This window comes from Providencia sp. PROV208 (genome assembly GCF_028479465.1).
GTDB classification, from domain to species: domain Bacteria; phylum Pseudomonadota; class Gammaproteobacteria; order Enterobacterales; family Enterobacteriaceae; genus Providencia; species Providencia alcalifaciens.
Genome location: NZ_JAMPNS010000015.1, coordinates 193151 through 213687, shown reverse-complemented (window position 1 = coordinate 213687; position 20537 = coordinate 193151). Strand labels below are relative to the sequence as shown.

Sequence of the window (20537 nt, the reverse complement as noted above, 5' to 3'; positions counted from 1 at the left end):
AGCCTTTATTGAATATTATCAGAAATTAAAAGTGACACTGTCACTGACCATCCAGTCCACGAATCGGCTTAATGGTGTCCCAAGAGCGACAAGATGGACAGTGCCAATAGAGCGAACGGGAGGTAAAACCACATTTGTGGCAACGATAATCAGGTTTGGTTCGAATTTGTTCACCCACCATTTTACGCAGTAAGATCAAGCTCTCTTTCGCTCGACCTTCTTCCGCTTCCGCCAGATGGTAATCCATCAAACGGTAGAATAAACGCATAGTTGGATGACGCTGAATTTGGTCATTGATGTAACTCGCCGCGGCTTCGTGGTTTTGCTTTTCAACGATAATATCGGCGAGATATAACTCGGCAATAGCCCCAGTATTTCCATCAACACATTGTCGTAAATAGGCTTCCCAGCCGTCGGCCAGCCCTGTATGTCGATAACATTCATACAGTAATGGCAATGTTTCAGATACCAATTCTCTGTCTTGATGATAAACCTGCACTAATGCTGCAATGGCTTTCTCATAGTTACCTTGCTCAATAAAAATGCGCCCTTTCATAATCGAAACTCGTGCGCAATTTTTATCAGCCTGCTCACCTTTATTTAGCAAGCTTAGAGCTTCGTCAATATCATCACTCGCCAATTCTTGAGTGGCTAATTCACAGTAGAAATGGGCAATTTGCTCACGTAACTCTTCTGAGCCTAATTTTACCAATTTTGTCGCCGTTTCAATGGCTTTACCCCAATCACTGGTTAATTGATAAATCGACAATAATGATTGCAACGCGCTCTGCTTAAAATCCACTTCATCAGTAAGCTGTTGAAACATATTTTCAGCACGGTCATACACACCCGCGGTCATATAATCACGACCCAGCTGCTGAGTTGCTAACAAGCGTTGTTCAAATGAGAGTGCGGCACTTTCCACCAGCGACTGGTGAATACGAATAGCTCGCTCGACTTCACCGCGAGAACGGAATAAATTACCTAACGTCAGATGAGCTTCAAACGCGGAGCTATCTTCTGTTTTTAGCATTTCGAGGAACAAATCAACCGCTTTATCTTGTTGATTTGATAATAGGAAGTTCACGCCTGTCACATAGTCACGTGACAAGCGATTAGCGTGCTGCTGCTTATCTTGCTGAGCACTTCTGCGCCCCATGTACCAGCCGTAGGCAGCGGCAACAGGTAGCAACAGAAAAAGCAACTCGAACATTGAGGATTATTCCTTGTTCTGAGCTGTCACTAATTCGGTTGAGTCAGAAATGGTCTTCTCTCCAGCACCCAATTGTGATTCTAAACGTCTAATTTTACGACGTGCATTCTTAAGGCTAACAATGGTACGCAAATAAAACACCGCACACACCAGCCACCCCAGCACAAAACCGACACCAAACAAGGTTGCAAGTAACGAGGATAACGAAAAATCCCCTTTTGCAATCAGGTAGTTAAATGTAATAACCTGATCATTGCTTGAACCTAGCGTAATCGACACAATAAAAACAGCGACCGCTAGTAATAAAATCAGAAAGTATTTCACATTTTTTCCCGTTATCAGTTCTTATCGTTCCAAAACATATCGCTGATAAGGTAGCATTTTCAGCGCATTCAGACAAAGTAAATTATTAACTTCGCCATTCCAATCGCACTAAAAACCGCCCTTTTTCATCAGGATAACTCGATCGGCGTGAAATTCATTTCTCGAATAACCGAGATTGATATATCCAACAGCCTAAAAGCGCAAAAAGTGCACTAATAAGTGTCGACGTAATAATATCTATTGGCCAATGCATACCGAGTAACATCCGACTGAGTCCAATCCCTTCAGCCCAACACAATAACCCGATCCCCAATATATACTGACGCTGTTGCCAGAACAGTGCCATTAATAATAACGCCCAAGCGGCCGCAAATAACATATGGCCAGAAGGGAAAGAATAGCCCGTTTCTACTTGCCAATGCTGACGTTGCCATTTCGGAATCAGAGAATTCGACTTCACGCTATTCTTGATTAAATCCGCGCGTTCCCCACGTTTTAAATTATAGAAGACTTGATGAGGGATTTGGGCAGTCTTCTCCAGCCACATCACATAAGGTCTTGGTTCTTGAAAAGAACTTTTCATCAAAGATTTAACACCTTGCGCACCAAGAATACAGAGCAAAATGATGACCAACAGTTTCAGCCATTGGCTTCGTTGATGACGAAATACCACCAGCGTTAATAACGTTAAGAACACGAAGGTAATATAGCTATACGGTAGCCCTGCGCTATCCGTTAGCCAAAGAAGCCATTTCATCGACGGTTGCTGTTCTGGCGACCAGTGCCAGCCTGTCACTATCATAGCTATCGGCGGTAATAGCAAAAAAATAACACTTATTGCAATAATATAAGCACTCTTTCTCATCTAGAATGATCCTTAAGTTTTAAATTATTCCCTAATAAACAAATTTCGCATGACCTTGTAATATCTCTGTTATAGTAGTACAGCGTCGGCTGTGTGCAAAGAATGCCGGACTCTATATGCAAACGTCATATAGCATCGATATATTTAACTTTAGTAACTATATCGATTTACGTGTTTAATTCAGCAAGAGTTACTTTAACTAATGAAAGAAAATATGCAGCTAAAACGTATTGCCGAAGCCAAACTACCTACCCCTTTCGGTGAATTCCTAATGGTAGGGTTTGAGGAAATCGCAACCGGTCATGACCATGTTGCTCTCATTTTTGGTGATATTTCAGGCGCAACGCCAATACTCAGTCGAATTCATTCCGAATGCTTAACTGGCGATGCATTATTTAGTTTACGTTGTGACTGTGGTTTTCAGTTAGAAGCTGCGCTCAAGCAAATTAGTGAAGAAGGTCGAGGGGTGCTCCTGTATCACCGCCAAGAAGGCCGCAACATAGGATTACTGAACAAAATCCGTGCATATGCGTTGCAAGACCAAGGTTTAGATACCGTTGAAGCTAACCTAAAATTAGGGTTTAAAGCCGATGAACGTGATTTTACCCTGTGCTCTGATATGTATAAATTATTGGGGATAAATGAAGTCCGTTTACTGACAAATAACCCGAAAAAAATCGACATTATGCGTGAAGCTGGCATCAATGTGGTTGAGCGTGTGCCATTAATTGTTGGACGAAATCCTAGCAACGAACATTATTTAGATGTAAAAGCACAAAAAATGGGTCATATGTTATTTAAGCACCAATAATTAATCTATCTCAATCAGGAAGAGTGTTCCGCGCTCTTCCTATTATCTTGTCTTAATTCCCATTGTTACCATAATACTTGAATCCATAACATTTGACGGATGTTATATTCACATTCTTTTTATAAGGTTTATACTGTTCGCAATTTAATACCATTCATTATTTAATACATCGAAAAATGAGAGTGGAACATTCCCACATAATAATCCGAATGGGAAATGTCTATTTTTCGTCTACCAAGGAGATAGTGTGAATAACCTGCATTCCATCCAACGCATGAGAAGACTGCGTAAAAGTGAACAATTCCGCGACCTATTCCAAGAAACCCATCTCTCCATTAATGATTTATGTTTACCTATCTTTGTTGAAGAAGGTTTAGACGATTACGCCCCTATCGCCAGTATGCCAGGCGTAGTTCGTATCCCAGAGAAACGTTTAGCGCATGAAATTGAGCGTATTGCCAAAGCGGGCATTAAATCTGTGATGACATTTGGCGTTTCCCATCACTTAGATGAAAATGGTAGCGATGCATGGCAAGAAAATGGCCTGGTGGCACGTATGTCTCGCATCTGTAAAGAGACAGTCCCAGAAATGATTGTAATGTCAGACACCTGTTTCTGTGAATATACTTCTCATGGGCATTGCGGTGTGATGCATGGTGACGTTGTTGATAACGATCAGACTATCCATAATTTGGGTCTACAAGCGGTTGCTGCGGCACGTGCAGGTGCTGATTTTATTGCGCCATCCGCAGCAATGGATGGGCAAGTTGCCGCTATCCGCCATGCGCTGGATGCGGCTGGATTTACAGATACCGCAATCATGTCTTATTCTACTAAATTCGCCTCTGCCCTGTATGGTCCATTCCGTGACGCAGCGGGTTCATGCTTAAAAGGTGATCGTAAAACTTACCAAATGAACCCAATGAACCGCCGCGAAGCGCTACATGAGTCTCTCATCGATATGCAAGAAGGTGCAGATGCACTCATGGTGAAACCGGCAGGTGCCTATTTGGATATCATCCGAGACCTACGCGAATGCACTCAATTACCGATCGGGGCTTACCAAGTCAGCGGTGAATACGCCATGATCAAATTTGCAGCCCAAGCGGGAGCAATTGATGAAACACGCGTGACACTGGAAAGCTTAGGTGCTATCAAACGTGCAGGTGCTGACTTAATCTTTACCTATTTCGCACTGCAATTAGCAGAAAATAAAATCTTATAATTTATTATTTAGATAGAAAAAACGCCGATACTGGATATAAACACAGCATTGGCGTTTTTGTTCATTTTAGCTTAATTATTCGACAATTTGCTGATTAACTCGCCTTCTTTTGTTGAAAAGCGAGCTGCTCAGATAAACGATCTGCATACATTTGCGCCGTTTCTGGAGATAACAACCCAGCAATCAGGAGATCTTTTTTACCATTCGTAAGGTCTGCCACCACGCCCCACGTTTCAATATCCATCGCTTCACAATCAAGCTCATGCTCAGTAACAGGCAAAATATCAAAAAAATCTTTTAACGGTGCAATAGAAATTGCGGTGTATTCCGCATTTAGACCTAATGGGAATTCTTTATCTGCATATAATCTTAAATCATGAACTTCGGTTTCTGGCGTTCTCATTACAACGGAATATAGGTTCGGAATATGTTCTAAAATGTCACGAACTTCATCATTAGCACCGGCACAATATGTCGTGCTTAATAAAATGTCTGCTGCCCACAATGCACCCTTGAAAAAATCAGTTTCATTGATAATCGCCATATTAATTTCCTTTACGCTATTTTCGATAAATGCGGTCACATCATTCCATCAAACTACTGAACTTTTTCTGAATACTGACTACCACAATAGCTGAGAAGCTGGCTAAAAAACTTGAGAAATAACAATATTAAGCATTAATAAAGAAAAAACGCCCGCGATAACAATCGCAGGCGTTATAAACGAATACTAATTGAGCATTTGGCGGATCACATAATGTAAGATCCCACCATGTCGGTAATATTCCATTTCGGTCGCCGTATCAATCCGGCAGCGAGTTTTAATCTCTTTCACCTCACCATTGCCATACGTAATTGTCACCTTAAGATCTTGGCTCGGACTTAAAGATTGAAGCCCTACCACGTCAATACGTTCGTCACCTTTTAAGCCTAAACTTTTGCGCGTTTCACCGCCGGTAAATTCTAATGGGATCACCCCCATTCCAATTAAGTTAGAACGGTGAATACGTTCATAAGATTCAGCTATTACTACGCGAACCCCCAGCAGATTAGTGCCTTTTGCAGCCCAATCTCGACTAGAGCCTGACCCGTATTCTTTACCTGCAATAATAGCTAATGGACGCTTCTCTTGCTGGTATAGCATCGCGGCATCAAAAATAGCCATTTGTTTACCCGTTGGAATATGCACGGTATAGCCACCTTCAACACCGGGTACCATTTCATTACGAATACGGATGTTGGCAAAGGTTCCTCGCATCATCACTTCATGGTTACCACGACGGGAACCATAAGAGTTGAAGTCTGCTACCGCAACACCATGATCCTGCAAGTAGTGCCCAGCAGGACTGTCCTTCTTAATATTTCCCGCTGGAGAAATATGGTCTGTTGTCACCGAATCCCCAAGAATTGCGAGAATGCTCGCACCATGAATATCAGCAACAGGTTTAGGCTGGGCGGGCATATTTTCAAAAAATGGCGGGTGGCGGATATAGGTCGAATCCCCTTGCCAGTGATACGTTGAAGAGCTTTCCACATTCAGCGCTCGCCATGCTTCATCCCCTTCAAATACCGCATTATATTCCTTATGGAACATATCCGTTTTGACTTTCTCAACTGCACTGGCAATTTCCGCGCTGGATGGCCAAATGTCTTTTAGATAGACAGGCTGTCCTTGTTTATCCATCCCTAATGGATCAGTTTTTAAGTTAACGTGCATATTACCCGCAAGCGCATAGGCAACCACCAATGGTGGTGATGCTAACCAGTTAGTTTTAACGAGCGGATGGATACGTCCTTCAAAGTTACGGTTACCTGAAAGCACTGCACCGACCGTCAAATCAGACTGTTTAATTGCCTCCTCAATAGGCGCAGGTAATGGACCAGAGTTACCAATACAGGTTGTACAGCCATAGCCCACAAGGTTAAAACCTAATTGATCAAGATAAGGGGTTAATCCTGCCAATTTGAGGTAATCAGTCACCACTTTAGAACCTGGAGCCAAAGAAGATTTAACCCACGGTTGGCGCATCAACCCTTTTTCTACGGCTTTTTTCGCCAGCAACCCTGCCGCCATTAAAACGCTCGGGTTAGACGTGTTAGTACATGATGTGATAGCCGCAATCACAACTGCGCCATCAGTCAGATCAAATTCGTGCTCTTGATAATTAACCCGCGGATGTGCATGTTTATCCTGTTTATTGAGCTCTAAATCCACAGCGCTTTGGAATGCGTTTGGTACTTGGCTCAGCTCAACACGGTCTTGAGGACGCTTAGGACCTGCAAGGCTAGATTCTACCGTCCCCATGTCTAGCGCTAATGTACTGGTGAATATTGGCTCATCCCCCTGATGACGCCATAAACCTTGTTGTTTACTATAGGCTTCCACCAGCGCAATTTCATCATCTTGGCGTCCGGTGAGTTTCATGTATGACAATGTGATTTCATCAATTGGGAAGAAACCACACGTAGCACCATATTCTGGCGCCATATTGGCGATAGTTGCTCGGTCAGCTAACGGTAAATCCGCCAAACCATCACCGTAGAATTCGACAAATTTACCCACAACACCCTGTTTTCGCAGCATTTGAGTCACAGTTAATACTAAGTCAGTCGCCGTGATCCCTTCTGCCAATTTTCCAGTTAGTTTAAAGCCTACAACGTCTGGGATCAGCATAGAAACGGGCTGACCAAGCATCGCGGCTTCTGCCTCAATCCCACCAACACCCCAACCTAATACGCCAAGACCGTTGATCATGGTGGTGTGAGAGTCTGTCCCGACCAGCGTGTCCGGATAGGCCATTAATTTACCGTCAACCTCTTCATGCCAAATCGCTTTACCGAGGTATTCAAGGTTAACTTGGTGACAGATCCCCGTTCCCGGCGGCACCACTCTAAAACGGTTGAAGGCTTTTTGCCCCCAGCGTAAAAAGAGGTAACGTTCATGGTTGCGTTTCATTTCAATTTCAACGTTGTCATCAAACGCTTGGGTATTACCAAACTCATCAACCATCACGGAGTGGTCAATGACTAAATCGACAGGAGATAACGGGTTCACTTGATTAACATTGCCACCTAACGATTTAACTGCCTCACGCATCGCAGCAAGGTCAACGACCGCAGGAACACCCGTAAAATCTTGCATCAGCACTCGTGCTGGACGATAAGCAATTTCTCTATCTGCATGGGCATTTTTTTGCCAATCAATGATGGCTTGGAGATCGGCGTCAACGACGGATTTACCGTCGATATGACGCAACAAATTTTCGAGAAGAACTTTGAGGGACTTAGGTAATCTTGCCCCGCTACCCAACTGTTTTTCGGCAAGGGCAAGACTGAAGTAATTATACTGTTTGTTACCGACATTCAGCGTTGCTGCACTGTTTGCTTTCAAACTCAACGACATAACTCCTCCTTGGCGTTTTTATCACCTTATTTTTTTACGCAGTATTATTAATCATAGTCCTCATAATCAATTCCTTTATAGATTTTGTGCCAATTATAAGATCGGTAGCTCAATCTCTTTGAAAAACTCTTCAATATCTTCGTTATTACGTAAAGCAATCGCTTTATCAACCACATCGCGAGTCAAATGTGGAGCAAAACGCCAAATAAAATCATACATGTAACTACGTAAGAAACTGGTGCGTTTAAAACCAATCTTCGTGGTGCTATAGCTAAACTTATCGCGCATATCAATCACCACTAAGTCTTTATCCACTTCAGGATCAACCGCCATGCTGGCGATAATTCCAATCCCTAAACCGAGCTTCACATAAGTTTTAATCACATCCGCATCCGTAGCAGTGAAAATGATTTTCGGCTCTAATCCTACTTTTTGGAAAGCGACATCCAGCTCCGAACGCCCTGTAAAACCATGGGTATACGTGACAATTTGGTATTCGGCAATATCTTCAATCGTGACATTCTTTTTCTCTGTTAAAGGATGCCCTGTTGGCACGATGACACAACGGTTCCAGTGGTAGCATGGCAGCATGATCAGATCGCTATACAGATGGAGTGCTTCTGTCGCAATAGCAAAATCACTATTACCTTTGCAAACCTCTTCCGCTATTTGCGTTGGCGAACCCTGTTGCATATGCAAAGACACATGAGGATAACGTTCTATAAAGGTTTTAATGACTGGAGGTAAGGCATAACGTGCTTGGGTATGGGTGGTGGCAATCTTTAAGCTACCGCGATCGGGGATGGTATGTTCACCCGCAACCGAACGAATAGCTTCAATCTTGGAAAGTACTTCTCGGGAAATACGAACAACCTCTTCACCTGCGGGGGTGACATGCGTTAAATGCTTTCCGCTACGTGCAAATATTTGAATACCCAATTCATCTTCTAGCATTCTGACTTGCTTACTGATCCCTGGTTGGGAAGTAAATAGCCCTTCCGCCGTCGATGAAACATTCAGATCATGGTTAACGACTTCAACAATATATCGCAGCTGTTGTAACTTCATATTTGCCCCACCTCTCACAGAAAATCGTTTTTGCTATAGCTAAAAAACATTACATATAACAAAAAGTAATATTGTTTAATATATATATAACCAATATAACATCAAACTAATCAGAATAAACAGTATGATGATAATATTTCATCTCACTGATAAAAAAAGGCAGTCCCAAGTAAGGTATTGCAAAGTCAGATTATTTTTTTCTTCGACTATGCTTGAATAATTAGCATGCGAATTTTATTCCCATTTTGCGGTGAGCATCCTATTTAGACTACAGAGAGGTTATCTAGATGCGTATAAAAGTTTTAGCCATGATGGTCGGTTTATCAACCCTATCCTTTGCGCCTCACTTATTAGCGAAAGAGCTATCTTACGGTCAGCAAAAAATTGTGTTATCCGATTCAATTGTGCCGGGTAATGATTTCTATCAATACGTGAATCATGATTGGATTAATAACGCCAAGATCCCAACCGGCATGCCTCGAATTAACTCCTTCGTGGATTTGTATTTAAGTACCGAAAAACAAACGCAATCCATCATTGATGAATTGAAGCAAGCCCCAGAAAGCAGCTTGAATCATAATCAGAAAAATATTCGTAATTTATATTTAAGCTACCTTGATGAAGCCAGTATTGAAAAAGCAGGATTAACACCGATAAAGGCAGATTTAGCAGCCATTGCTCAAGCGAAAGATCATAACGATATTAGCCGACTAATGACACTGCCAGGTTATACCTCCGTCTTGTCTTATTGGGTCGATTTAGACGCGAAGGCGCCAGATACCTATATTTTGTATCTTGGACAAGGTGGACTTGGGTTACCTAACCGTAATTACTACCTTGACGACACGCCGCAAATGAAAGAAATCCGCAAAAACTATATTGCCTATATTGCGACTATTTTGAAATTAGCGGGCGAAAAAGATGTTAAGAAAAAAGCACAACAGATCTTTAACCTCGAAAAATCGATTGCTGAAGTCCATTGGAGTCCTGAAGCACGACGCGATACCATCAAAAATTACCACCCAATGACCTTAGCCGAAATGAAGAAATTCACCGATGGTTTTGCGTGGGATAGCTTTATTCAGCACTGGAAATTAACTGACCAACAACTGGCTAAAGTGGTCGTTGAAAATGACACCGCAGTAGAAAAAACGGCACAAATTTTTGCCAAAACCCCCGTTTCTATCTTGAAAGATTACCTGACATTCCAGTATGTGAATGACCACGCGAGTTATTTAAACAAAACCCTATCCGATGCTCGATTCGATTTTTACTCGAAAAAACTGAATGGCGTTGAGAAACAACGAACTCGCCAAGAACGTGCACTGCAAACTGTCAACGCATTGCAAGGTGAACCTCTTGGACAGATCTATGTGGAGAAATATTTCAACCCACAGTCAAAAGAGAAAATCCAAGATTTGGTGAGCTATGTACGGGGAACCTTCAATGCACGCCTAAAAGATAATGATTGGATGGATGAACCGACACGCCAAGAAGCGCTGAAAAAATTAGAGCAGTTCACTGTCAAAGTGGGCTATCCGGATAAATGGAATGACTTCAGTTCAATCAATTTGAAACCCAACACATTGATGGACAACTATAAGCAAGTGGAAGCATGGTCGTATAATGATGCCATGAGCAAAATTGGACAGCCTGTACGTAAGTGGGAATGGGGCATGACTCCGCAGACCATTAATGCTTATTTTAATCCGGTACAGAATGAAATAGTGTTCCCTGCTGCCATTTTACAAGCACCATTCTTCGACCCAAATGTCGATCCTGCTTATAACTATGGTGCCATTGGTGCCGTAATTGGTCATGAAATGGGGCATGGCTTTGATGACCAAGGTAGCTTATATGACGGAACCGGTCAGCTACGCAACTGGTGGAGTGACAGTGCTAAAGAGCACTTTAAAGAGAAAACGTCCAAATTGGTGGATCAGTATAATGGCTTTGCTGTCGATGGGCAGAAAGTGAATGGTGAATTAACTCTCGGCGAAAATATTGGGGATTTAGGCGGCTTAAACATTGCACTAAGTGCCTATAAACAATTTTCTAAAGAGAACTACCCAAATGGCGAGCCTCCGATTATTGATGGTATGACGGGTCTACAACGTTTCTTTATTTCGTGGGCAAGAACATGGCAAGAGTTGTCGAATAAGGAATCTGAACGCAATAAGATCCTCACCGATCCTCACAGCCCAAATCAGTTCCGCGCCAATGGTGTTGTCCGTAATATCGATGACTGGTATACCACTTTCGGCGTTGATAAGGATAATGCCCTGTACCTCGCACCAGAAAAACGCATTAAGATTTGGTGATGGTTTTTGGTGTTTTATAAGATAAAGGCGCTAACCAGCGCCTTTTTTTATGATGGTGTTATACCGTCATACATTCTAAATAACGAGAATGATAACTCAGAGCCTTCCTTCTAAATAATTTGCGTTAGAACAAGGCGGCGAGCGCGGGTATCTCGGGGAGCATACAAAAGTATGTGACCCGAGTAGCCAAGTGATGCCAACGCAGTTATCACGCAAATTATGACGAAGGAATGATGCCGCAGGCCATTCTAGCCCCCCCACCGCCTAACACCTCTGGATGATCTGAATAATTATCCCCACCTGCGTGCACCATTAATGCTCGGTTCTGGATATCCTTCAAGGATTTTAATTTTGGTGCAAGGACGCTGTAGGTTGCATTGCCTTGGCTATCAACCACTAAGCCCGGTAAATCTCCAAGATGACCTGTTTTATCATAAGGTCCTTTGTGTACGCCTGTTTTCGCGGGGTCTAAATGCCCACCTGCTTTTAATGCTGGAACTGTTTTGCCCTCTTTTTCCCCTGGGTCGCAACTTGGGTTTTCATGCACATGGAAGCCATGCACGCCTCCCGCTTGTAATCCAGAGAGTTTTGGAGTGAAGAGTAATCCGTATTCGGTTTCAGAAATCACTACTTCGCCAATGGCTTTACCATCACCTTTGGCTGTTGCTTCTTTTAGCTCTACCGTGGTTTGTGCTGCATATGCCGCGCTGGCTGTGAATAATGTTGCTAACAAACATAATTTGAACTTCATACCGCCTCCAGTCATTCACGCTGTGTATTATCCTTAAGTTAAACGTTAGCATAATAAATGAATAAAAATGGGCGATTACTGCTTTTGTTATGTGAGAGCTATCGAGTTATGAACAAAAAAAAGAGCCCAGAGGGCTCTTTTATATGATTGCAGATTTGGATTTAGCTTTGATTCTGAACTTCGTTACCGAATTCCAAACTATTATTCTAAATAGTTCGCCTTAGAACAAGGCGGCAATTGAGCTAATCCCTAGGAGCATACACAAGTATGTGACTAGGGTTAGCGAGTGCTGCCAGCGCCGCTACTGTGCAAAGTATGAAGAATAAAAAACTATTCTTTGGCTTTCCAAACACCATCCACATAAAAAGCACTCCAACCTGTTGCCTTACCGTCTTTCTCTGACGAAACATATTGCTGTTTCGTTTTACGGCTAAAGCGAACCACTGTTGGGTTACCTTCTTCGTCTTGCGCTGGTGCTTCCGCTAAATACGCCAATTTTTCTGGTAGTCTGTCTTTAAATCGTTGCAGTTCTGCCACTAATGGTGCGCGAGTTTCCCTTGATTTCGGGAACGTATTGGCCGCAAGGAAAACACCGGCAGCGCCATCACGTAGCACGAAATAAGCATCTGATTTTTCACATGGCAGTTCTGGTAACGGTACTGGATCTTCTTTAGGCGGTGCAATTTCACCACTTTTTAAGATCTTGCGAGTATTTTTACACTCTTCGTTGGTACAACCCATGTATTTACCAAAACGCCCCATTTTCAGGTGCATTTCAGAACCGCATTTGTCGCATTCGATCACCGGACCATCGTAACCTTTGATGCGGAACTCGCCCTCTTCGATTTCATAGCCTTCACATGCTGGGTTATTACCACAAACATGGAGTTTACGACCATTATCGATTAAGTAGCTATCCATCGCGGTGCCACATTTTGGACAACGACGTTTTGCTCTTAAGGCGTTGGTTTCGGCATCATCGCCTTCAAGGATGTTAAGAACTTCATCTTCAGGGATCAGATTAATGGTTTTCTTACAGCGCTCTTTTGGCGGCAGTGCATAGCCGGAGCAACCTAAGAACACCCCTGTTGATGCGGTACGAATTCCCATATGGCGTTCACAGTCAGGGCAAACAATCGACGTGATAACCATTGGATTGGTACGCATTCCCCCTTCTTCAGGGTCTTTTTCAGCAACATCTAATTGCTTGCTAAAGTCAGAGAAGAATTCATCCAGAACCGCTTTCCACTCGGCTTCATGATTCGCAACATGGTCTAACTGATTTTCCATGCGGGCAGTAAAGTCATAGTTCATCAAATCGTTGAAGTTTTCTTCCAAACGATCCGTGACGATCTCACCCATTTTTTCCGCATAGAACCGGCGGTTTTCTACTTTCACGTAGCCACGATCTTGGATCGTCGAAATGATAGCCGCATATGTTGACGGGCGACCAATCCCACGTTTTTCTAATTCTTTAACTAAAGATGCTTCACTAAAGCGCGCTGGTGGCTTCGTAAAGTGTTGACTTGGCAACAATTCTACCAACGATAACTCAGTGCCTACTGGGATCGCAGGTAAAGTTTTATCTTCGTCATTTTTACGCAGTGCTGGCATGACTCTCGTCCAACCATCAAAACGTAAAGTGCGACCTTTCGCTTTTAATTCGAAATCGCCCGCTTTCACCGTTAATGTTGTTGAGTCGTATTTTGCAGGTGTCATTTGACAAGCCACAAATTGATTCCAAATCAACTGGTATAAACGTTTTGCATCGTTTTCCATGTCTTTTAGTGAGTCTGGCAACACATCAACATTGGATGGACGAATAGCTTCGTGCGCTTCTTGGGAATTATCTTTACTGGTATAAACGTTCGCGTCTTTTGGTAAGTATTGCGCACCAAAGTTGTCAGAAATATAACCGCGAACCATATTTACTGCGTCTTGGCTCAAGTTGGTTGAGTCAGTACGCATATAGGTAATATAACCTGCTTCATACAAACGCTGAGCCATCATCATGGTTTTCTTCACACCAAAGCTTAAGCGAGTGCTCGCCGCTTGTTGCAGCGTGGATGTGATGAATGGCGCGCTGGGTTTACTGGATGTCGGTTTATCTTCACGATCAATCACTTGATAACGTGCTTTTTCCAGTAATTTAACCGCAGCTTCTGTTTGTACTTTATTAACAGGTTTAAATGATTTTCCTGACTGAGAAGTCACTTCTAAGCGTAAATTAACGGCGCTTTTATCCGCTAAATCCGCATGCAGTTCCCAATATTCTTCAGGAACAAAAGCTTTAATTTCTCGTTCGCGTTCAACAATCAGTCTCACTGCAACAGACTGTACACGCCCAGCTGATAATCCACGTGCCACTTTTTTCCATAATAATGGAGACACCATGTAACCAACGACACGGTCCATAAAGCGACGTGCTTGCTGAGCATTAACACGGTCGATATTCAATTCACCTGGGCTTTCAAATGCTTGAGTAATCGCATTTTTAGTGATTTCGTTAAACACAACACGACTAAAACGAGAGTCATCACCACCGATCACTTCGCGTAAATGCCACGCAATTGCTTCTCCTTCGCGGTCAAGGTCCGTCGCGAGGTAGACGTGGTCAGCATCTGCGGCTAACGCTTTTAATTCAGAAACGACCTTTTCCTTACCCGGCAAAATTTGGTAATTTGCCTTCCAACCATGATAAGGGTCGATCCCCATACGTTTAACTAACGCATCTTGAGGATCCTTCTTAACTTTTTTCGTTTTGTCGGTCTTTGCTTTATCGGTAGATGAGCCTGTACTCTTTGGTGAGCCGGATTGTGAGCCAGAGCCGCTTTTCGGCAGATCACGAATATGGCCGACGCTGCTTTTTACAACGTAGCCACTGCCAAGATACTTATTGATCGTTTTGGCTTTTGCCGGGGACTCCACTATAACAAGAGCTTTACCCATATTTACCTTTACCTACTATCAAAGAAGGCGCATTTTTCTATTCAAATGCGCAAAATGAGAATCTCTTTTTTATATTGCGACAGAATCACAATATATCAATATTTTTTCGTACAATAATTTGTAACGAAACGAATTTTATCCACCAGCCACATTATTTTATAAAGCATACAAATTGCTCTAGTTGACTGATTTTAACCACATAATGCGGTTTAGCCGCATTGAAAAACACACACTCTACCTGATAAAATGCTAGAAGCAACCAATTATTTTTTCAAGAGAGGCATTCTATGAACACTGAGATTCAAACTATTTCAAAGCAAGAACTACTTGAAAAAGCCAACGAAATCATTAAAAACCACGATGAATACCTCGACGGCATGTTCGTGGATAATGTCGAGCAACATCGCGATGTTTTGGTCTTCAAAGGGGAGTTCTTCCTTGATGAAAATGGCATTCCAACCCTAAAAAGCCCTGCGGCTTTTAACATGTATAAGCATTTAGCACACGTATTTTCTGAACAGTATCGACTGCTTGAGTCTGAACAGTAATAAAAAAATACCGGCTTTATTGGCCGGTATTTTTAAGGGTAGTTCAAATTGAACATTACGTCGTCAATATTCAATGAATGTTATTTCTCTTTATAACATACATTTTATAACCGTTATTTTTATAATAGCGGTTTTTGACCTCGCTGCCACCAGCGTAATAATAGCTTATCCGCACTTTCAGCCGCACTACTGGTAAAACGCTCTACCATTTTTTTACTCATAACAAAACGGATGCTAACGATTTCTTTGGTTTCAATTGCATCAATGATCAGGTCATCACTCACCCCAATCTGATCCACCAAACCTTTTTCTAGCGCTTGAGTTCCATACCAGTATTCCCCTGTTGCAACAGCAGCAATATCAAGAGATGGACGATTTTGATGAACAAAATCTTTGAACAGCTCATGCGTTGAGTTCAAATCCTCAACAAACTTCTTGCGCCCTTGCTCGGTGTTTTCACCCAGCATCGTCAATGTACGCTTGTATTCCCCCGCAGTGTGTAACTCTACGTCTACATCATGTTTTTTCAGTAAACGGTGAATATTAGGTACCTGCGCGACAACACCGATCGAACCAATAATAGAAAACGGTGCTACAACAATTTTATTTGCGATACACGCCATCATATAACCGCCACTCGCCGCGACTTTATCAACCGCAACAGTAAGTGGAATATTTTTCTCTTTCAATCTCATTAATTGAGATGCCGCTAAACCGTAACCATGGACTAATCCACCTGGGCTTTCTAAACGCAGTAAAACTTCATCTTGAGGTTCCGCAACTGCCAGAATTGCACTGATTTCTTCACGTAAAGAGCTAACTTCACGAGCATCCATGCTGCCTTTAAAGTCTAAGACATATAAGCAAGGCTTTTTGACGGCAGTTTGCCCTACTTTTGCCCCTGATTTTTCACTTTTCGCTTTCGCTTTTTCCTGTTTTTTAAATGCCTTTGTCCACGCTTTTTGCTCAGAATCATTCATTTTGATTTGTTGCATTTGGCGTTGGCGTTCGCGGTAGCTCTCACCTAAATCTGTAATTTTTAATGCACCTTTACTTCCTTGGCGTCTCATTCCGACACCAAATACAAATACAGCAATAACCACAATGGCAACCACAATCGTCACCACTTTTGCTAAAAACAGTCCATACAAAGAGAAATACTCCACAGGTTGATCCTTCTCGTATTTAACACTAATAAAAAATGATCGCATGATTGTTCAAAAACAACCAGTAAAAAAATTGTTATCAATAACCACAGACGTTAAACAAATGTGGTAAATTGCCCTCCCGCGCAATTTACGCGATGATAACCCTCAACGCGAATCATGACGATAGGAAAAATTATGCTTCATTATCAGCCTAGACAAGATCTTTTAAATGGTAAAACTATCTTAATCACCGGCGCTACTGATGGGATTGGTCAAGAAGCAGCATTAACTTATGCACGCTTTGGCGCATCCGTCATTTTATTGGGTAGAAACCCGCAAAAATTAGCCGCAATTAAACAAGAAATTCAAGACGTCACTGGTTCAACATCAGAAAGCTACCTTATTGATTTACTGACTGCGACACCCGACGATTGCCAAGCCATCGCAGACGATATTGCTAAACAACATCCTTATTTAGATGGCGTATTACACAGCGCAGGATTACTGGGGAATATCGCTCCAATAAGTGAACAACCCGCTCAGCTGTGGCATGACGTTATGCAAGTCAATGTGAATGCTGGGTTTATGCTAACTCAAGCTCTATTACCTTTATTAGAGAAAGCGCCTCATGCATCTCTTATATTCACCAGTTCTAGTGTCGGCAAACAAGGTCGTGCAAATTGGGGCGTCTATGCCGTTTCTAAATTTGCAACGGAAGGTTTAATGCAAGTCTTAGCTGATGAATATCAAGGCACCGGTTTACGTGTAAACTGCATCAATCCAGGACGCACGCGCACCGCAATGCGCGCTGGTGCAGCACCAGGAGAGGATCCAATGACGTTAAAAACGCCCGCCGATATTATGCCAACTTATCTATACTTAATGGGTGATGATAGCGTCGACCAAACGGGAACAAGTGTAGATGCTCAACCAAATTTAAAGCCGATTAAAGCGGAGTAAACCATGAGCCAAGACCGACACGAAGAACGTCAACAACGTTTGAAACAAAAAGTGGATGAACGTATAGATGCCGCACAATTAGAACGAGGGATCCTGATTGTCTTCACAGGCAACGGTAAAGGAAAAACGACGGCTGCCTTTGGTACAGCGTGTCGTGCGGTCGGTCATGGCAAAAAAGTCGCGGTTGTCCAGTTTATTAAAGGCAGCTGGGACAATGGCGAACGAAATCTTTTGGAACCCCTCGGGGTTCCTTTTTATGTCATGTCGACGGGTTTCACATGGGAAACTCAGAACAAGCATACGGATACACAAGCTTGTCTCGAAACATGGCTGCACGCCCTTCAATTACTGCAAGACCCACAGTATGACTTAGTGATTCTTGATGAGCTTACTTATATGGTAAGTTACCATTATCTCCCACTTGCTGAGGTCATGAATGCGCTGAGCTGCCGCCCCGAAAATCAGTCGGTCATCATTACAGGCCGAGGTTGTCACCGTGAATTACTGGAATTCGCTGATACCGTGACGGAGATGCGCCCCATTAAACATGCGTTTGACGCAGGGATTAAGGCGCAAAAAGGCATTGATTGGTAATAGTTAGTGACAGCGAATTAAGGCATATCATGAAGTTTTAAAACACCCGCGCTGAATATAGCTGCAGTTTGCGACAAAAATAACACATATTTTTGTCGCTCTTCTAAACAATGGTCCTCAGTATCCCACTGACTATAAATTTCAGCCATACTCGATACCTCGAGACGATATTGATTATAAAAATCTTGCTTCGTTGTCGGGTCGTCTGAACGCCGATAAGCGTGGATAATAGCATTCACTTTCTCTGCATACTGCTGAATGTTTTGATCGTCAAAAACCGGAAGTATCACAGGATAGTCAAACATCAGGCTCACTGTATCCTGTTGTACAGATTTATCTTCACGTACCGAAACCTGTTTTATTTGTTTATCATCACTGGAAATTGCATTAATGAATTCTAAATATGAAAAACACTTTGTTTTTATTTTACTTACGTTGGTCAATGAATTTAATTCGTCTGGGATCCGTGTACCAATAGGATAATCACAGTTGAATACGTTATTATCAATAATGATATCATCACTGCTCTGAACTCTTCCTTTTACTCGATAATCGCCAACCTTTAATTCTTGCACTATCTGATCATGTATCGACGGAATTCCATTATTCCCATAGACAAAGCTATAGGAATAATAAATATGCTTCTGAGGATTTAATATTCCCCCTTTATTACCAGGGTAAACCATAAAATAAATATGTTTACCTTGCTCCATCGTCATGGAATGTAAGCCTTGTTTCAAATATAAACTTCCCACGGATTCTCTAGGGATCACTATCAGTTTATTATCAATAAAAAATGAGTAATTATCTAACGATTCATTACTGAAGAAGAAGCGCCCATTTTCAGAGGTATGTGGTTGATATACATCGCAACTTGTTATGCCAAAACTCAAGACTGCCGCATATTTCGCCGACTTTGTACATAACATAAATATTAAAACCTTTTATTTATTTCATCATGATAAAAATAGATTAAATATACAACTTACACAATATGAAAGTGTCACAATGTGACAAGCACCTTATAAACTCTTAGCTTGAGTATTTTAAGTTTTAAATACTAAAATAACAAAGAAGTAAAAGTAATAAGCAAAATTGCTCAGTGTATTTTATTTTACCCTTTACTAATCATAAAAGGACTGGATTGATAATTTATTTACTCTCTTGTTATTTTATTTCTATTAATTGGAAAAACATTGAAATAGATAATGTGAGAATGAAAAATTGAGTATCAAAAATTAGCGGATAATTTCAGAATTTCAATCTAAATGAAATAAAAAAAGGTTATGGCGCATACCATAACCTCTTTAAAATCTGCTAAATAACGCAGTACAAATTAGATTCGAGTACGACGTTTTGCTGTTGGACGCGAAGATTGGCGTTTCGCCGCTGGGCGTGATGCAACTTGAGTATGACGCTTCACTGCACGACGAATTTGGTTCGCTTTGATGCGGCGCTGATCGCGCTCAACAGACACTTTACTTTCTGTTTCAACATCCAGCTCAACTAACTCTCTTAAATAGTTAGTTTGCTCTAAACCTAACTCCGTCCAACCACCACGCGGTAAACCTTTAGGGAGGTCAATATCCCCGTAACGAACACGGATCAGCCGGCTGACTTGAACACCAACAGATTCCCATAAGCGGCGAACTTCACGGTTACGACCTTCCGTTAACGTGACGTTATACCACTGGTTCATTCCTTCACCACCACGGTATGACACCGTTTTAAACGATGCAGGACCATCTTCTAATTGAACACCCGTAGTTAACTGACGAATTTTTGCGTCCGTGATTTCACCAAATACACGTACCGCATACTCACGTTCGACTTCACGGCTTGGGTGCATTAAACGGTTAGCTAATTCGCCATCCGTCGTGAATAACAGTAAACCACTGGTATTCACATCAAGACGACCTACCGCTATCCAGCGAGCGCCAGTCAATCTTGGTAAACGATTAAATACTGTTGGACGTCCTTCAGGGTCATGACGAGTACACAATTCCCCTTCTGGTTTGTAGTATGCCATGACACGGCAGATTTCTTTTTCTGGCTCTTTAATCGCTAAAAGGCGACCATCTAAACGAATTTTTGTTGTCGCTTTAACTTCAACACGGTCACCCAGTGTTGCCATTTTACCATCAACACTAATGCGACCTTCTTTAAGTAATCCTTCGATTTCTCGGCGGGAACCATGCCCTGAACGGGCAAGGATTTTTTGTAACTTTTCAGTTTGTTGCGGTTTAGAACTCATGAGATCCTCAGCTGTCGCCTTCACAGGCGTCAAATAACTTCTCGCTCAATAGGCAAAAAGTGATGAATTTGAAAACCTGCGCATTATACACAGGTTTATCCTG

At 42.2% G+C, this 20537-nt stretch carries 17 protein-coding genes; 6 read left to right on the top strand and 11 right to left on the bottom strand.

All coding sequences use genetic code 11. The annotated features are described in order from the left end of the window. Positions 1-40 precede the first annotated feature (40 nt). From lapB to PR766_RS12410, 3 genes are all read right to left on the bottom strand, one after another. Positions 41-1213, bottom strand: coding sequence for a lipopolysaccharide assembly protein LapB (gene lapB, locus PR766_RS12420; protein WP_006659766.1), 1173 nt, complete (start codon positions 1211-1213; stop codon positions 41-43). Positions 1214-1219: 6 nt separating this feature from the next. Next, entirely contained in the window at positions 1220-1537 is a 318-nt protein-coding gene (locus PR766_RS12415) for a LapA family protein (protein WP_006659765.1), read from the bottom strand. A 154-nt stretch (positions 1538-1691) separates the two neighbouring features. Continuing rightward, positions 1692-2402 carry a phosphatase PAP2 family protein gene (locus PR766_RS12410; RefSeq protein ID WP_006659764.1) on the bottom strand — a complete coding sequence of 237 codons (711 nt, stop codon included), beginning with the start codon at positions 2400-2402 and terminating at the stop codon, positions 1692-1694. Between the two features lie 214 nt (positions 2403-2616). On the opposite strand from PR766_RS12410, the gene ribA reads away from it, so the two are divergent. Beyond that, positions 2617-3213: a GTP cyclohydrolase II gene (gene ribA / locus PR766_RS12405; RefSeq protein ID WP_006661700.1), complete on the top strand. Its 597-nt coding sequence runs from the start codon at positions 2617-2619 to the stop codon at positions 3211-3213. Between the two features lie 247 nt (positions 3214-3460). Next, on the top strand, positions 3461-4438 hold the full coding sequence (gene hemB, locus PR766_RS12400) for a porphobilinogen synthase (RefSeq protein WP_006661699.1): 978 nt from the start codon (positions 3461-3463) through the stop codon (positions 4436-4438). Positions 4439-4532: 94 nt separating this feature from the next. Here hemB and PR766_RS12395 read toward each other — a convergent pair whose 3' ends face one another. The 3 genes from PR766_RS12395 to cysB all read right to left on the bottom strand — a co-directional run bounded on the left by PR766_RS12395 (position 4533) and on the right by cysB (position 8909). Further along, entirely contained in the window at positions 4533-4982 is a 450-nt protein-coding gene (locus PR766_RS12395; protein ID WP_154636590.1) for a hypothetical protein, read from the bottom strand. A gap of 186 nt (positions 4983-5168) precedes the next feature. Next, on the bottom strand, positions 5169-7841 hold the full coding sequence (gene acnA / locus PR766_RS12390) for an aconitate hydratase AcnA (RefSeq protein WP_154636589.1): 2673 nt from the start codon (positions 7839-7841) through the stop codon (positions 5169-5171). Between the two features lie 93 nt (positions 7842-7934). Continuing rightward, positions 7935-8909 (bottom strand): HTH-type transcriptional regulator CysB, encoded by a 975-nt coding sequence (gene cysB / locus PR766_RS12385; protein ID WP_006659759.1) that lies wholly within the window; start codon positions 8907-8909, stop codon positions 7935-7937. Between the two features lie 287 nt (positions 8910-9196). Between cysB and PR766_RS12380 the strand changes: the two genes are divergently transcribed. Further along, positions 9197-11230 carry a M13 family metallopeptidase gene (locus tag PR766_RS12380; RefSeq protein WP_036965779.1) on the top strand — a complete coding sequence of 678 codons (2034 nt, stop codon included), beginning with the start codon at positions 9197-9199 and terminating at the stop codon, positions 11228-11230. Between the two features lie 217 nt (positions 11231-11447). On the opposite strand, the gene sodC is transcribed toward PR766_RS12380, so the two are convergent. Then, complete coding sequence (gene sodC / locus PR766_RS12375; protein WP_006661697.1) at positions 11448-11981, bottom strand: superoxide dismutase family protein; 534 nt, start codon at positions 11979-11981, stop codon at positions 11448-11450. Between the two features lie 330 nt (positions 11982-12311). Further along, positions 12312-14930 (bottom strand): type I DNA topoisomerase, encoded by a 2619-nt coding sequence (topA, locus tag PR766_RS12370; protein ID WP_036963747.1) that lies wholly within the window; start codon positions 14928-14930, stop codon positions 12312-12314. Positions 14931-15217: 287 nt separating this feature from the next. On the opposite strand from topA, the gene PR766_RS12365 reads away from it, so the two are divergent. Then, complete coding sequence (locus PR766_RS12365; RefSeq protein ID WP_006658707.1) at positions 15218-15478, top strand: DUF2498 family protein; 261 nt, start codon at positions 15218-15220, stop codon at positions 15476-15478. Between the two features lie 119 nt (positions 15479-15597). Here PR766_RS12365 and sohB read toward each other — a convergent pair whose 3' ends face one another. Beyond that, complete coding sequence (sohB, locus tag PR766_RS12360) at positions 15598-16644, bottom strand: protease SohB (protein ID WP_230086856.1); 1047 nt, start codon at positions 16642-16644, stop codon at positions 15598-15600. 177 nt (positions 16645-16821) lie between these two features. Here sohB and PR766_RS12355 point away from each other — a divergent pair, with 177 nt between their 5' ends. Together PR766_RS12355 and cobO are read left to right on the top strand one after the other, a co-directional pair. After that, the gene (locus tag PR766_RS12355) at positions 16822-17586 is read left to right on the top strand and encodes a YciK family oxidoreductase (protein ID WP_036965783.1); all 765 of its coding nucleotides are present in this window, start codon (positions 16822-16824) and stop codon (positions 17584-17586) included. A gap of 3 nt (positions 17587-17589) precedes the next feature. After that, entirely contained in the window at positions 17590-18180 is a 591-nt protein-coding gene (cobO, locus tag PR766_RS12350; protein WP_154636588.1) for a cob(I)yrinic acid a,c-diamide adenosyltransferase, read from the top strand. A gap of 17 nt (positions 18181-18197) precedes the next feature. Here cobO and PR766_RS12345 read toward each other — a convergent pair whose 3' ends face one another. Further along, positions 18198-19109, bottom strand: coding sequence for a hypothetical protein (locus PR766_RS12345; protein WP_036963754.1), 912 nt, complete (start codon positions 19107-19109; stop codon positions 18198-18200). Between the two features lie 407 nt (positions 19110-19516). Further along, positions 19517-20434 carry a 23S rRNA pseudouridine(2605) synthase RluB gene (rluB, locus tag PR766_RS12340; protein ID WP_036963755.1) on the bottom strand — a complete coding sequence of 306 codons (918 nt, stop codon included), beginning with the start codon at positions 20432-20434 and terminating at the stop codon, positions 19517-19519. Between the last annotated feature and the right edge of the window lie 103 nt (positions 20435-20537).

Excerpts from the sequence above, each read along its gene's own strand:
- cobO (WP_154636588.1), top strand. The coding sequence starts at position 17,590 with ATGAGCCAAGACCGACACGAAGAACGTCAACAACGTTTGAAACAAAAA.
- acnA (WP_154636589.1), bottom strand. The coding sequence starts at position 7,841 with ATGTCGTTGAGTTTGAAAGCAAACAGTGCAGCAACGCTGAATGTCGGT.
- PR766_RS12410 (WP_006659764.1), bottom strand. The coding sequence starts at position 2,402 with ATGAGAAAGAGTGCTTATATTATTGCAATAAGTGTTATTTTTTTGCTA.
- PR766_RS12380 (WP_036965779.1), top strand. The coding sequence starts at position 9,197 with ATGCGTATAAAAGTTTTAGCCATGATGGTCGGTTTATCAACCCTATCC.
- ribA (WP_006661700.1), top strand. The coding sequence starts at position 2,617 with ATGCAGCTAAAACGTATTGCCGAAGCCAAACTACCTACCCCTTTCGGT.
- PR766_RS12395 (WP_154636590.1), bottom strand. The coding sequence starts at position 4,982 with ATGGCGATTATCAATGAAACTGATTTTTTCAAGGGTGCATTGTGGGCA.
- cysB (WP_006659759.1), bottom strand. The coding sequence starts at position 8,909 with ATGAAGTTACAACAGCTGCGATATATTGTTGAAGTCGTTAACCATGAT.
- PR766_RS12365 (WP_006658707.1), top strand. The coding sequence starts at position 15,218 with ATGAACACTGAGATTCAAACTATTTCAAAGCAAGAACTACTTGAAAAA.
- sodC (WP_006661697.1), bottom strand. The coding sequence starts at position 11,981 with ATGAAGTTCAAATTATGTTTGTTAGCAACATTATTCACAGCCAGCGCG.
- rluB (WP_036963755.1), bottom strand. The coding sequence starts at position 20,434 with ATGAGTTCTAAACCGCAACAAACTGAAAAGTTACAAAAAATCCTTGCC.
- topA (WP_036963747.1), bottom strand. The coding sequence starts at position 14,930 with ATGGGTAAAGCTCTTGTTATAGTGGAGTCCCCGGCAAAAGCCAAAACG.
- PR766_RS12345 (WP_036963754.1), bottom strand. The coding sequence starts at position 19,109 with ATGTTATGTACAAAGTCGGCGAAATATGCGGCAGTCTTGAGTTTTGGC.
- PR766_RS12355 (WP_036965783.1), top strand. The coding sequence starts at position 16,822 with ATGCTTCATTATCAGCCTAGACAAGATCTTTTAAATGGTAAAACTATC.
- lapB (WP_006659766.1), bottom strand. The coding sequence starts at position 1,213 with ATGTTCGAGTTGCTTTTTCTGTTGCTACCTGTTGCCGCTGCCTACGGC.